This window comes from Rhizobium sp. NFR07 (genome assembly GCF_900111905.1).
In the GTDB taxonomy this organism is placed as follows: Bacteria; Pseudomonadota; Alphaproteobacteria; order Rhizobiales; family Rhizobiaceae; genus Neorhizobium.
Genome location: NZ_FOKM01000009.1, coordinates 168,794 through 182,671, shown reverse-complemented (window position 1 = coordinate 182,671; position 13,878 = coordinate 168,794). Strand labels below are relative to the sequence as shown.

The 13,878-nt window shown below is 63.0% G+C and carries 12 protein-coding genes; 2 read left to right on the top strand and 10 right to left on the bottom strand.

The features are described from left to right. Positions 1-22: 22 nt before the first annotated feature. The 6 genes from BM216_RS19730 to BM216_RS19700 form a co-directional block, all read right to left on the bottom strand. Positions 23-529, bottom strand: a complete 507-nt coding sequence (locus BM216_RS19730; RefSeq protein ID WP_093000915.1) for a GNAT family N-acetyltransferase — start codon at positions 527-529, stop codon at positions 23-25. A gap of 120 nt (positions 530-649) precedes the next feature. After that, a complete protein-coding gene (locus BM216_RS19725; protein WP_093000914.1) occupies positions 650-1,084 on the bottom strand; it encodes a DUF2721 domain-containing protein in 435 nt (144 codons plus the stop codon). Between the two features lie 253 nt (positions 1,085-1,337). After that, complete coding sequence (xdhB, locus tag BM216_RS19720) at positions 1,338-3,674, bottom strand: xanthine dehydrogenase molybdopterin binding subunit (protein WP_093000913.1); 2,337 nt, start codon at positions 3,672-3,674, stop codon at positions 1,338-1,340. A gap of 205 nt (positions 3,675-3,879) precedes the next feature. After that, positions 3,880-5,367 (bottom strand): xanthine dehydrogenase small subunit, encoded by a 1,488-nt coding sequence (xdhA, locus tag BM216_RS19710; RefSeq protein ID WP_093000911.1) that lies wholly within the window; start codon positions 5,365-5,367, stop codon positions 3,880-3,882. Positions 5,368-5,597: 230 nt separating this feature from the next. Continuing rightward, on the bottom strand, positions 5,598-6,374 hold the full coding sequence (locus tag BM216_RS19705; RefSeq protein WP_093000910.1) for a 3-hydroxybutyrate dehydrogenase: 777 nt from the start codon (positions 6,372-6,374) through the stop codon (positions 5,598-5,600). 154 nt (positions 6,375-6,528) lie between these two features. Then, on the bottom strand, positions 6,529-7,506 hold the full coding sequence (locus BM216_RS19700; RefSeq protein WP_177230843.1) for a GGDEF domain-containing protein: 978 nt from the start codon (positions 7,504-7,506) through the stop codon (positions 6,529-6,531). A gap of 539 nt (positions 7,507-8,045) precedes the next feature. On the opposite strand from BM216_RS19700, the gene glpK reads away from it, so the two are divergent. Together glpK and BM216_RS19690 are read left to right on the top strand one after the other, a co-directional pair. Beyond that, entirely contained in the window at positions 8,046-9,533 is a 1,488-nt protein-coding gene (gene glpK / locus BM216_RS19695; RefSeq protein WP_093000908.1) for a glycerol kinase GlpK, read from the top strand. 147 nt (positions 9,534-9,680) lie between these two features. Then, positions 9,681-10,934, top strand: a complete 1,254-nt coding sequence (locus BM216_RS19690) for a D-alanyl-D-alanine carboxypeptidase family protein (protein WP_093000907.1) — start codon at positions 9,681-9,683, stop codon at positions 10,932-10,934. Between the two features lie 4 nt (positions 10,935-10,938). Here BM216_RS19690 and BM216_RS19685 read toward each other — a convergent pair whose 3' ends face one another. From BM216_RS19685 to BM216_RS19670, 4 genes are all read right to left on the bottom strand, one after another. Further along, on the bottom strand, positions 10,939-11,631 hold the full coding sequence (locus BM216_RS19685) for a hypothetical protein (RefSeq protein WP_093000906.1): 693 nt from the start codon (positions 11,629-11,631) through the stop codon (positions 10,939-10,941). Between the two features lie 367 nt (positions 11,632-11,998). Further along, positions 11,999-12,592 (bottom strand): SH3 domain-containing protein, encoded by a 594-nt coding sequence (locus tag BM216_RS19680; protein ID WP_093000905.1) that lies wholly within the window; start codon positions 12,590-12,592, stop codon positions 11,999-12,001. A gap of 54 nt (positions 12,593-12,646) precedes the next feature. Beyond that, the gene (locus tag BM216_RS19675) at positions 12,647-13,141 is read right to left on the bottom strand and encodes an invasion associated locus B family protein (RefSeq protein WP_093000904.1); all 495 of its coding nucleotides are present in this window, start codon (positions 13,139-13,141) and stop codon (positions 12,647-12,649) included. A gap of 242 nt (positions 13,142-13,383) precedes the next feature. Then, a complete protein-coding gene (locus tag BM216_RS19670) occupies positions 13,384-13,836 on the bottom strand; it encodes a GFA family protein (RefSeq protein ID WP_244530237.1) in 453 nt (150 codons plus the stop codon). Positions 13,837-13,878 lie beyond the last annotated feature (42 nt).

The following is a 13,878-nucleotide window of genomic DNA, read 5'->3' as shown; positions in this document are numbered from 1 at the left end:
AACGCTAGGCACCCGATGAGGTTCATTCCGTCGCGGCGAAGGCCGGCGAGAAGGTCACGACGCCATGCGGGGGCGGCCCGGAAAAGACGACGCGCTGGACATAGATTTCCGGTACGCCTTCATAGGACAGCCGCCCATCGTTCTCGAAGCCTGATCCGGCATAGACGGCCGGATCGCCGATCAGGGCGCAGCCCATGGCGCCTTCGGCCTTCAGCCTGTGAAGCCCCTCGCGTATCATGGCGCGGCCGATGCCCTGTTTCTGCCGGTCGCTGCGCACCGAAATCGGGCCGAGCCCGAACCAGTCGGAGTGGTGGCCATCGATCGCGACCGGCGAGAAGGCGACATGGCCGACGATCTCGCCATCCTGTTCCGCCACTAGCGAAAGCGTCAGGTCGCCATCGGCCCTCAGCGCCTTGATGATCGCGCCCTCGTTGCCTTGGCTATATGGCGTCGGCGCAAAGGCCATCTGGGTCAGGTCGTGGATGACGCCCTCGTCGCCGGGACGTTCCGGACGGATGGTGATGCTCATGTGCCTACCTCCTCCTCGTTGGCCGCGACACCCATTATACTCCGTTTCGGCCTCTCTCCCTAACCTTCTCCCCACACAGGGCAGGCGAATTGCGTGTGAGAGAAAGACCCTTGCCAAACGCTAAGGTCGCCGTTTCATCTGAACAAGCATGCTTCTGCCGGCGATCATCAACTCCATCAGGAACGCGATCAGCGAAAGCATCAGGCACACGATGGCACCGCCGAAGAACCACGGCAGGTTCTCCGGTCGGAGGCGGATCGCAAGGGAGCCGCCGAGAAGGTTGAGGATCGCAGAGCAGGTGGACAAGCCTGCAAGGACACCCAGGACAACGGCAACTTCCAGGATAAGGGTCCGGCATCTCAGGTAATGCAGCCATCTCCGTCCGTCTTCGCCGGTCACTTCCCTCTCGCCAACCTCATTGAGGCGGTCAGCCACCCTGCCAAGCCGCAAGCTGTAGATGCTGACGAAAGCCGCCGTGCCGGCAAGAAGGAAGACGGGTGCCAGCGACGTCTGGATGATCGCGGCATATTCGTTGATGATCAGCGGCGCGTCCATGAACCCTCCACGAACAAATGTCCTGGACGCTGGCTCAGGACGCGGCATCCAGCCCAAGGAAGGCTTGCGCAGGTTTTGGCTTGCGAAGCGAACCTTGCAGCTAGGTTATCCCGCCCGCCCGGTAGCAGCAAGTCCGGGGCAACGGCAAGGTATCGCTCGCCCGAGCGGACGATCCATCCGACAAAAGGACAGAGCTGCGACCGAGGCGACCAATTTTGGCGCGAGACCCCGCGAAGGGAGGAGAACCGTGGCCTCACATCGCCTTCAGTCGCTCCACCGCCATCAGCACCCGTTCAGGTGTAGCGGGCGCGTCGAGCCTCGGGCAGATGGCATAGTCTGCGACGCTCGCTACCGCCATGGAGATAGCCTCCAGAACAGAGATCGCCAGCATGAAGGGCGGTTCGCCGACGGCCTTGGAGCGGCCGATGGTCGGCTCGGCGTTTTCCGACCATTCCGCCAGCTTGACGTTGAAGATTTTTGGCCGGTCGGAGGCGAGCGGGATCTTGTAGGTGGAGGGTGCGTGGGTGCGAAGCCGCCCCTTGTCGTCCCACCACAGTTCCTCGGTCGTCAGCCAGCCCATGCCCTGTACGAAGGCACCCTCGATCTGGCCGATGTCGAGCACGGGGTTCAGCGAGCGGCCGACATCGTGAAGGATATCGGTGCGGTCGACCATGTATTCGCCGGTCAGCGTGTCGATCGAGACTTCCGAGACTGCCGCGCCATAGGCGAAGTAATAGAAGGGATGGCCGCGGCCCGCAGCGCGGTCCCAATGGATCTTCGGCGTCTTGTAGAAGCCGGCGGCGGATAGTTGCACGCGGTCGAAATAGGCGGCCTTGACGAACGTGTCGAAGGGCACCGTCTCGCCGCCGATCTTCACCCGGTTGGGCAGGAACTCGACCTTGTCGCGGGTGACCTTCCATTGCCGGACGGCGAAATCGATCAGCCGTTCCTTGATCTGGCGGCAGGCATCGTAGGCCGCCATGCCGTTGAGGTCGGAGCCGGAGGAGGCGGCGGTGGCCGAGGTGTTCGGCACCTTGCCGGTGGTCGTCGCGGTGATCTTCACCCGGTCGATATCGACCTGGAAGGCGTCGGCCACGACCTGCGCCACCTTGGTGTAGAGCCCCTGGCCCATTTCGGTGCCACCATGGTTCAGGTGGATCGAGCCGTCGTTGTAGACATGCACCAGCGCCCCCGCCTGGTTATAGGCGGTGAGCGTGAAGGAGATGCCGAATTTCACCGGCGTCAGAGCGATGCCCTTGCGGATCACCGGACTGTTCTCGTTGAATTCGATGATCGCCTGCCGCCGCGCCTGATAGTCCGACGAGGCTTCCAGTTCGTCGACGATGCGGGCGAGGATGTTGTCGTGGATGTCCTGGTGATAGGGCGTCACCGTGCGGTCCGAACCGCGCTGGCCATAAAAGTTCAGCTTGCGGATTTCGAGCGGGTCCTTGCCGACCGCATAGGCGATATCCTCGATCATTCGTTCGGCGCCCAACATCCCCTGAGGGCCGCCGAAACCGCGAAAGGCGGTGTTGGAGACGGTGTGTGTCTTAAGCGGCTGCGATTTGAGGCGCACATGCGGGTAGTAATAGCTCGAATCCGCATGGAACAGCGCGCGGTCGGTAACCGGGCCGGAGAGGTCTGCGGAAAAACCGCAGCGCGCCGCGTAGATCGTATCGACTGCGTGGATCAGGCCGTCCTCGTCGAAAGCGACGTCGTAGTCGACGCGAAAATCATGGCGCTTGCCGGTGGCAACCATATCCTCGTCGCGATCCGGCCGGAACTTCACCGCCCGCTTCAGCTTCTTTGCCGCAACGGCGGCGAGGGCTGCGAATTGGTTGCCCTGGGTTTCCTTGCCGCCGAAGCCGCCGCCCATGCGCCGCGTCTTCACTTCGACCGCATGGTTAGCGCAGCCGAGAACATGGGCGACCATGTGCTGCACCTCGCTCGGATGCTGGGTGGAGGACCAGACGACGACATCCTCGTCTTCGCCGGGAATGGCCATCGCGATATGACCTTCGAGATAGAAATGCTCCTGGCCGCCGATCGTCATCGATGCCTGGATGCGCAGCGGCGGCTTCTCGATCTCGGTCTCCGGCTCGCCACGCCTGAGCGTCATCGGCTCGGTGACCAGAGGGGCGCCGTTCTCCCGCGCGCCATCGATATCGGTCCAGTGGGGCAGGTCGCGGTATTCGATCTTCGCCAGCCTCGCCGCCCGGCGCGCCTGGTCGCGGGTCTCGGCGAAGACGGCGAAGATCGGCTGGCCGTGGAACTCGACCCTGGTCGCCGCCAGCAGCGGCTCGTCATGCTTGCCGGTGGACGCGACATCGTTTTCGCCGGGAATGTCGTCGGCGGTCATCACCCAGATGACACCGGGGGCGGTGCGCACCGCGTCGAGATCGATGGAAACGATCTCGGCATGGGCGCGATCGGAGAGGCCGAGCGCTCCATGCAACGTGCCTGCAGGTTCTGGAATATCGTCGATATATTCGGCGCTTCCGGTGACATGCTTATGCGCTGAATCATGCCTCAGTGATGCGTGCATGGGAGCGTCGATCGAAGGTTTCATCTCGAAGGTGGCCTTGTCCATAATCAGGTTCTCCATCCATCGCCTGGAGCGCAGAGGCCGACCGTATTTCTCCCCTCATTCCTGTGCTTGTCACAGGAATCCAGCCACGGCGCGTCTGCGCCGTGAATGAATTCATGTCGTGGAGAGAGTTCTCTGCGCCCAAGGACTTGGGCGCGCTGGATTCCTGTGACAAGCACAGGAATGAGGGAGTTTGTGGCAACCATCCTCACGCCTCCTCCATCTCTTCGAACCGCCGCAGCTCCGTTGGTGCCCCCGCCGTCTCCAGGAAGAACCGCGTCAGCAGGTTCTTCGCCGTCAGTCTGCGATACTCGCTGGTCGCCCGCCAGTCCGTCAGCGGCTGGTAGTCGTCGTCGAAGGCGTCGCGTACGGCGGAGATCACGCTCCAGGTCCACGGGCGGCCGGTCAGCGCTTCCTCCACGGATGCCGCCCGTTTCGGCGTCGCCGCCATGCCGCCGAAGGCGATGCGGATCGTCTCGACCAGACCGTCATCGTCGAGTGCCAGGTGGAAGGCACCGCAGAGGGCGGAAATGTCCTCGTCGCGGCGCTTGGAGATCTTGTAGACGGCGAAATGGCTGTCATCGGCCGGGCGCGGCACGAAAACCTTCTCGACGAATTCGCCGGGAATGCGGTCCTGTTTGCCATAGGCGATGAAATAATCTTCGAGCGGCATGGTGCGGCGGCCGGAATGGGAGCGCAGCGTCAGTTCCGCCCCCAATGCGATGAGGGGAGGCGGCATGTCGCCGATCGGCGAACCGTTGGCGATGTTGCCGCCGATCGTCCCCATGTTGCGCACCTGCTGCCCACCTATGCGGTCGATCAGGCCGCCGAAGGCGGGAATGACGGCTTCCAGCGCCCCATGCGCCTCGGCATAGCTGACGCCGGCGCCGATGGTGACGCCGGCATCCTCGATGACCATCGATTGCAGCTCGGTCAGATGGTTGATGAAGATTACCGGGTCGAGGCGGCGCAGCTGTTTGGTCACCCACAGGCCGACATCGGTGGCGCCGGCGACGATTGTGGCGGTCGGCTCCTGAGACAGGATCTCGGCAAAGGCCTGGATCGAAGCCGGCACGATGGAACGCGTCACCCCGGCTTCGTCGGCCTTCTCGACCATGATCGTGTCGGTGAACGTCTTCATCGAGAGCAGTTTGCCGGTGATCTCCATGCGGTCGCGCTCCAGAGGGTCGAAGAGCGAGCTCGGTCGGCTTTCCGCCACCTTCTCGGCCGCCTTGACGATCGGCTCATAGCCCGTGCAGCGACAGAGATTGCCCTGCAGCGCGCTTTCGATCTCGGCCCGGCTGGGGTTCTCGTTGGACAGCCACAGGCCGTAGAGCGACATGACGAAGCCCGGCGTGCAGAAGCCGCATTGGGAGCCATGACAGTCGACCATCGCCTGCTGGACGGGATGCAGCGCGCCGTCCTTGCCGGCCAGATGCTCGACGGTCACCACATGGGTGCCGTGCATCGAACCTATCAGGCGGATGCAGGCATTGACGCTCTCGTAGCGCAGGCCCTGTTCGGTCAGCCGCCCGACCAGCACGGTACAGGCGCCGCAATCGCCTTCCGCGCATCCTTCCTTCGTCCCCGTCAGCCGGCGCCTCAAGCGCAGATAATCCAGAAGCGTGTCCGTCGGGGCAAAATCGTCGAGTGTCACGTCTTCGCCATTGAGGATGAAGCGGATGGCTGAACTCATCGGTCTCCTTCGTCTGCCGTTGCCGGCTCCCATATTAGAATCACCCGGCCGCAGTTTCAGGCGGTTCGCGGGTTGCATATCCTACCCTCATTCCTGTGCTTGTCACAGGAATCCAGTCACGGCGCGTCTGCGCCGTGGAAGAGGTCTTTTGCGCCATGGACATGGCGCCGCTGGATTCCTGTGACATACCGTGGGCGAAGCCCTAGGGGCACAGGAATGAGGAAGATAGGTTACTGCGCCGTCCAGCCGCCGTCGATGGAGATATGCGTGCCGGTCATGCTCCTTGCCGCGTCGCTTGCCAGATAAAGCGCTGCGGATGCCACTTCGTCGATGCCGACGAATTCCTTGGTCGCCTGCAGGCGCAGCATGACCTCGTCCTTCACCTCAGCCTCGCTGATGCCCTTTTCGCGCGCCTGGTCGGGGATCTGTTTCTCGACGAGCGGCGTCAGCACGAAGCCGGGGCAGATGGCGTTGACGGTGATGTTGTCCTGCGCCAGCTCCAGCGCCGCCGTCTTGGTCAGGCCCATGATGCCGTGCTTGGCGGCGACATAGGCCGACTTGAAGGGAGATGCGATAAGGCCGTGGGCGGAAGCGACGTTGATGATGCGTCCCTTTCCGGCCGCCTTCATCAGCGGGATCGCATGGCGCATCGTGTGAAAGGCCGAGGAGAGAAGGATGGCGATCAGCTGGTCCCACTTTTCCGGCGGAAATTCCTCGATGCGGGCGACATGCTGGATGCCGGCATTGTTGACCAGTACGTCGACGGTCCCGAAATTCTTCGCCGCCATCGCGATCAGGTCCTCGATCTCGGCAGGCTTCGTCATGTCGGCCGGATGGTAGAGCACAGTGCCGCTGCCGGCTGCATCGAGAGACGCGCGGATCGCCTCGATCTCGCGGGCATCGCCGAAGCCGTTGATGACGACGTTGTCGCCGTCGGCCGCGAAGGCCCTGGCGATGCCGAGCCCGATGCCGCTGGTGGAGCCGGTGACGACGACGGATCTTTTCATGCGCTCTCTCCCTTGATGCGGCACGTTCCTCCCGCCGCTTTCCGGAACGTTATGCGCAAAGCCCCGATGCTGGCAACGGCCAGATCATCGGGGCTTTGACGGGAGCTGTCTCTTCGGGGAGGTCAGGTGCTGCGGTGGAGCCGCGGCGCAGGGATCAATGCTCCTGAGCCGCAGACTGGGTTTTCTGCTGCGAAGCCTCGGGGGATGGCTCCTCGGCAGCATCTTCCGCCGGGATGCGCCCGGCGGCGGCTGCAGCCAGCTCGTTCGTCGTCTCCGGCGCTGCTCGGCGGATGCAGTTGCGGCCATCATGCTTGGCTTCGTAAAGCGCGGCATCCGCCCGCTGCAGGAGGATGGAGAGCCTCGTCTCCGCACCGGCCTCGCAGATGCCGAAGCTGGCGGTCATGCGGCCGCGGCGCAGCGGCGGCACGACGGTGGCGGCCAGCGTGGCACGCAGGCGCTCGCTGATCACTTCCGCATCGTCGATCGAGGTCTGCGGCAGGATGATACAGAATTCCTCGCCGCCGATGCGGGCTGCAAGGTCGTAGCGGCGCAGCGAGGTCTTGACGATCTCGGCCACGGCAATCAGCACGCGGTCGCCGGTCTCGTGGCCGTGGCTGTCGTTGATCGCCTTGAAGCGATCGAGGTCGAAGACGACGACGGAGAGCGGCTGGCACTGGCGTTCGGCGCGCGACATCTCCTCGCCCAAGCGCTCGGCCAGCCAGCGGCGGTTTCCGAGGCCGGTCAGTGGATCGGTCATGGCCTGGTGACGAAGCTTTGCCATGAGGTTTTCGGTCTCCGCCACCATGGAGGTCACGGTCGTGGCCAGAAGCCCGATCTCGTCGCGGCTGTCGAGCTGCATGCGGACTGGCGTGCCGTTCTCCTGGTAGCTCTTGACGGCCTGGGCGAGCAGGCGAAGAGGGCGGATCAGCCACCACAGCGTCATCAGGCAAATGGCCGTGCCGGCCAGCGTCGCGGCAAGCAGCAGCACAAGCACAGGTTCAGGTTGCGTGGCAAAGCCGCTGGCCAGGTAGACGATGAAGACCAGAAGCGGAACGTGCACGGACAGAAAGCAGATCGTGAAGACCTTGATGGTCAGTGAGGACTGCACCGCCTTGGTGAGCCTCGAAGTCATCGGAATCATTCCGAATTTTCTCCTATCAACATATGATGCAGCGCTAACGCTAGAAAGTCGGCGCCGAAGAAGCCGTTAATCAAGTTATTCAAATGCGATCTTTTATAGGCCTGAAATACACGCCGAGCCATACCCCCGGTTGCGTCCTTGGTGTGCTTTCGTCGAGTTCAATCAGTTTGATGCAAATTAGCAGTTAGTTTTATGGTCTGGTGGACAGGCATTTGGCGAGTGCCAGATCTCGCACTGTCACAACAGATTGGGCGTCGAGGATCGTGTGTTCATAGGTTATCAACCATGATGCATCGTCCGCAGATTCTTGCGGTTCTAATCACGCTTCTGTGGATCGGTCGGAGATTGTGCTTATTTCCCGGTAAGTTAGTTGTTTTGAATATTCGCTGCCGCAATCAGATGTCAGTTGGCGAGGCCAAACGGCATTGCGCCATGATGGTGCGGGCAAGGGGCGTAAAGGCGCCGGTTGACCCGTCCTGCGGCATCTGCTCAAAACCATGCGTGACACGCTGAATGGTGAGGAGGCCAGCATGGCGGGGTATATTCTGGCGATCGACCAGGGCACGACATCGACGCGCGCGATCGTGTTCGACGGCAAGATGCAGATCGCCGGTGTCGGGCAGAAGGAATTCAACCAGATCTTTCCGAAATCGGGCTGGGTGGAGCACGATCCGGAAGAGATCTGGGACAGCGTGTTGTGGACGATCAAGCGGGCGCTATCCGAGGCGAAGATCGCCGCAAAGTCGATTGCCGCGATCGGCATCACCAACCAGCGCGAAACCGCCATCGTCTGGGACCGGGAGAGCGGAAAGCCGATCTACAACGCCATCGTCTGGCAGGACCGTCGCACCGCGCAACAATGCGAGAAGCTTAAAAGCCGAGGGCTCGAAAAACTCTTCACCCGCCGCACCGGCCTGCTGCTCGACCCCTATTTTTCCGGCACGAAGGTTTCCTGGCTCCTGTCCAATGTGAAGGGCGCCCGCAAGCAGGCCAACGCCGGCCGCCTCTGCTTCGGTACGGTCGATACCTATCTCATCTGGCGGCTGACCGGCGGCCGGAGCTTTGTCACCGACGCCACCAATGCGTCCCGCACGCTGATCTATGACATCTCCCGTAACCGCTGGGACGAAGAGCTGCTCGACATCCTCGGCATTCCGGCAGCCATGCTTCCGGAGGTCAAGGATTGCGCCGACGATTTCGGCATCACCGACAAGTCGATTCTCGGCGCGGAAATCCCGATCCTCGGTGTCGCGGGCGACCAGCAGGCGGCGACGATCGGCCAGGCCTGCTTCGAGCCGGGCATGGTGAAATCCACTTATGGCACGGGCTGCTTTGCCGTGCTCAACACCGGCAAGGATCTCGTCCGGTCGAAGAACCGGCTGCTTTCGACCATTGCCTATCGTCTGAACGGCAAGACGACCTATGCGCTGGAAGGCTCGATCTTCATCGCCGGTGCCGCCGTGCAATGGCTGCGCGACGGCTTGGGCGTCATCGAGAACGCGAAGCAGAGCGGCGAGCTGGCAGCGAATGCCGATCCCAACCAGGACGTCTATCTGGTGCCGGCCTTTACCGGCCTTGGCGCGCCTTATTGGGATGCGGAGGCGCGCGGCGCGATCTACGGCCTGACCCGGGCGACCGGACCTGCGGAATTTGCCCGCGCGACGCTCGAATCGGTCTGCTACCAGACCGGCGACCTGCTCGACGCCATGACCAAGGACTGGCGCGGCCATGATGGACGCCGGGTGCTGAGGGTCGATGGCGGCATGGTTGCTTCCGACTGGACGATGCAGCGGCTCGCCGACCTACTCGATGCACCGGTGGATCGGCCGCATATCCTCGAGACGACAGCCCTCGGGGCCGCCTGGCTTGCCGGTTCTAAGGCGGGCGTATGGCCCGGCCGGGAAGAATTCGCCAAGGCCTGGGCCCGTGAAAGGCGCTTCGAACCCGAGATGAAACCCAAGCTGCGCAAGCAGAAGATCGCGGGCTGGAAGGATGCCGTAAAGCGGACGCTCGCCTGAGGTTCTTTCGCCCGCCAGTCCACAACTTGGTTTCCCGATCGAAATACGCAATTTGACCTTGGGGGCAGGGTTGGTTTATTGCGGGATATGCCCGTCGTGACTTGGTGATGGTGGGCGGTCCCGTCGGCGGTTTCGAAAGGGGAGCTTATGCTTTCAATCCAGCGGTTCATGGCGCTCGCGTCGCTTGCGTTCGCCTTGCTGTTGACGAGCCGCGCGGCCGAGGCGGGCTATGCGCATTACATCTACGATGCTTCGAGCGGCAAGGTGCTCGCGTCGGAGAATGCCGAGACCCTCAATCATCCCGCTTCGCTCACCAAGATGATGACGCTTTACATCACGTTCGAGGCGTTGAAGGCGAGGAAGATCCGCTGGGACGACGAGATCGTCATGACGCCCAATGCGGCGTCCAAGATCCCCTTCAAGCTCGGCGTGAAGGCCGGCCAGACGATCACCGTCCGCGAGGCGGTCTACGGCATGGCGATCCGCTCGGCCAACGATGCAGCCGCGGCCATGGGCGATCATCTCGGAGGCTCGGAAGAGCGCTTCGGCGCGATCATGACGGCGAAAGCCCGCCAGCTCGGCATGCGCAGCACGGTGTTCCGAAACGCATCCGGCCTGCCGGACGAGGCGCAGGTCACCACGGCGCGGGACATGGCGGTGCTGGCGATTGCGCTGATCCGCGACTACCCGAAGGAATACCAGATCTTCTCGCAGCGCTCCTTCACCTTCCGCGGGCGCACGATCAAGGGTCACAACAATCTCATGTACCGCTATCCCGGCATGGACGGGATCAAGACCGGCTTCGTCAATGCGTCCGGCTATAACCTTGCCAGTGCCGTAACCGTCAACGGCCGGCGGTTGATCGGCGTCGTGCTCGGCGGCAAGACCGCGCGCCAGCGCGACAATCGCATGGCGGAGCTGCTCGACCAGACCGTGCCGGGTGGTGGCGGTCTGCCGGGTGTCGCCGTCGCCTCGCGCGCCCAGAAGCGTTCGGCCGAGGGCGCGGTAGCGCTGGCGACAGAAATGCCTATCCCGAGCGAGCGCCGGGAAATCACGGTCGGCGTGCCGGCAAAGGCTGCGGCAACCGTCACGCCCTATGCCAGCACTCCGGTCTCGCCGCTGGCGGAAATCGCCAGCGCGAACACGCAGGCCGGGGGTGCAGATCTCTGGCGGATCCAGATTTCTGCGGCCGGCAGCCGCTCCAGTGCTTCGGCCGTGCTCGAGAAGGCAATGCCGCTGCTGACGGATTTCGGCCAGCTCGCGCCGAGCGTCGAAGGGTCCTATTCGGGCCGCCAGGAAGTGTTTCGCGCCCGCCTCGTCGGCTTTGCCGGCCGGGAGGAGGCGACGCGCGCCTGCTCCGTGCTGAAGGCGCGCTCGATCGACTGCTTCGTCGTGCGCTAGTCGCCTATATCTTGCAGAGCCGTTTCAGCTCGGACATGACCTCGCCGGCGCCGTCGAGGTCAAACGAGACCGAGATGTTGCGCGGACCGAAGAAGGCAAGCCGTCCCTTTGACGCCACGAGCTGCTCGATCGCGGCCTTGGCCGTGGGCCCTTCGAAGCCGAGATATTCCCGCATCACCTGCATGGTATGGACCTGGCGGTAGTCGCCGAAGCGGACTTCGACCTCTTCCGGCCCCTTCCATGTCATGCCCTTGCCGAAGTCGACGCCGAAGGCAAAACTGCCCTCGGTGCTGCCCACGCCGCAAAAAGCCATGGCGAGCGTCGGTGTCCCGTCCTTGAGCTCCCTGTAGAGGGTGAGGCCGTGGATCTCGTTGCCGTTGGCCTTGTAGTTCGGCATGATGTTGGCAGACGTCTCGCCGCCTTGCTTCGTCCAGTCGGCTTCCGCCTTCGCGTCGGATCTGGCTGTCTCTGCCTTTGCTTTTTGCGCTTCCAGGGTCTCCGCCTCGCTCATGAACGGCATGCGCACTGTCTTCCAGGCTTCGTACGTGGCGCCGTGCTGCGACAGCTTGAACGGGCTTGCCCTCACGATCGCCTCCCGCGCGCTCGCGACATAGGCCTTGAACAGCGGATCGTCGGAGGGATTGTCGACCTTCGGCTCGCCGATCAGCGCACCGTCTCGGTCGAGGTCGAAACGCATCCGGGGGCCGATCAACGGAGATTGGTCAGGTCTTTTCCAGCGGCGCGCGATGGATCCCAGGATGATCTTTTGAACCTCAGCGAGGCTTTGCCTGTCCGAGGTCTTGCCGGCCTCGGCTGCGGGAGCGGCATCCTGCGCCCGGGAGTGATTGAAAGGTGCGGCCGAAATAGAGAGCGCGAGCGTCAGTATCGATAGTTTGGAAGAACTCAAAAATTGAGAAAACAAAAGAACTTACCCCATTCGATTGAGAGATTTCTATAGCCGCCGAAACGCGCTTTGCAAATCTCCAACTCGGATGGTCAATACGTGCATTGAACGCCGGATGCCGTCGCCGATCGTCTCATGGGCTGCGGCATTTCGAGAGACGTTACTCCACCCGCTCGTGCGGATAGGCTCCCCAGAGATCGGCTTGGGCGACATAGCCGCCAAGGCTTTTCGTCTGCAGCGAGACATCGCACCAGGAGCCGTCACAGTTCTTCAGCGTGAGACGTACCTTCGGCGACAGTTCGGCGATGATGCCGGCGGTCCGCGTCGGCGCGTTGCGCAGCGGCACGGGCTTGTCGTGCCAGGGGCCGACGACCGCGGTGCGGCGGCCGGAGAGAAGCGGGGCAAACATCCAGCCGGTCGTGCCGTCCTGGTCGCGTACCTGGCGCCAGTTGCCGTATTCCTCGGTGATCTCCAGGGGCAGGCCGCGCGCCGAATAGACCCAGACTGTCGGATAATCGGTGGAGGGGCCGACGCGCATGTGGGCGCTTGCCGACTTGAGCGACACGAACCGCGGTATCGGATACCCGGTGACGCGACCTTTCCGGAAGCCGGAACCGAAAGCCGCAGAGGCTGCCGGACTTACCGATGGCGCCGGCTGCTGCATGTCGGCAGCCTCCAGCCGGGCAAAGAGGGTGAGACCCAGCGCTGCCGCCAGGGTGAGGGCGGCAAGCCGCCGGCAATTCCTGCTCTTCATGGGGTCAACCGGCTCTTAAAACCGTTGCGCCGAAGGCCTGTCGGCCGGCGCCGTTTACTGGCATTTGCGCACTTCCTGCAGTGCCGCGGTGACGCCGCTCAGCGAATAGGAATAGCTGGTGGCGGTGCCGCGGCCCGAGACGGCCTTCACCGTCATGCTGCTGCCGCCGCGCATGGCGTTGACCAACGCCGGCTCGCGGCCCTGTTCGCGCACCCAGGCGGTGTTGTCGCGCGGGACGAAATCGAACTGCGCATCACCGACGGCAACCTCGACATCCGATCCCGCCCTCAGCGCATAACCCATGATCGCCTGCGGCATGAAGTTCTGGCCCTGTGGCGAGATCAGGAAGAAATTGTCGCCGTGATTGACGCTTGCCGGCGCGGACGTGGTCGGTACCGAGAGGGCGTAGCAGCTCTTCTGCCCGTTATTGGTATAGGAATAGACGCCCCAGGCTTCGAACTGCTTGACGCGGGTCGGTTGGGCGGCCGATGCGGCGGATGCCGCGACGACGGTGAGGGCGAGTGCAAGAGCGGCGGATTTGGTGCGCATGATATCTCCACATAACGACAACAGGCCCGGGAGATGGGCCTTAGGATGAGTGACGCCATTCAAGGCGGGCAGGGTTAGCGAGAGGTTAATTCGTGTGGCATTTCGATGGTTTAGGTGGTCACAATGGGGTGAGGACGGCGTGACGCCTCACCCCTATGCACTTGAGATGAATGACATTCTTCCGGTTTTCCACATAGCGGCGAAATGAGCGCAAATGTGTGTTGATACGGGATTTGCACCGGTCAGAACCGCGCATATTCCTTCATCAGCCCCTCATAGGCGTCGAGCGGTGGGAATGCGGGAAAGCCGTGCGTGGCACCGGTCTGCGCCCAGGGGAGCTTTGCCGACGTATAGGTTTCGACGAAGGGTGCGAACCATGTGGCATCGTCGAGCATGGTCGGGCGAATGTTGACGAACCAGTCCATGCCGGCGGGCCTGGTGAACAGCCAGCTCTTGCAGCGCGGGCAGTGGTAGTGATGGGTATCGTCGCCATGGGCGCCGCCGATCACCGGCTCACCGGCGGTGACTTCGAAACCGTTCGACGGGATCGCCGCCGAGCAGGAGAAGGCACTGGCGCTCATCCTCTGGCAACCCTTGCAGTGGCAGGCCATGGTGATCATCGGCGCAGCACTGATCTTCAGGCGCACCTCGCCGCAGCGGCAGGACCCTTCGATGGGCAATTTCGGCATCGGCATGTCTATCTCCTCGGCTTTACCGCCGGGGAGATAGGGCATCCA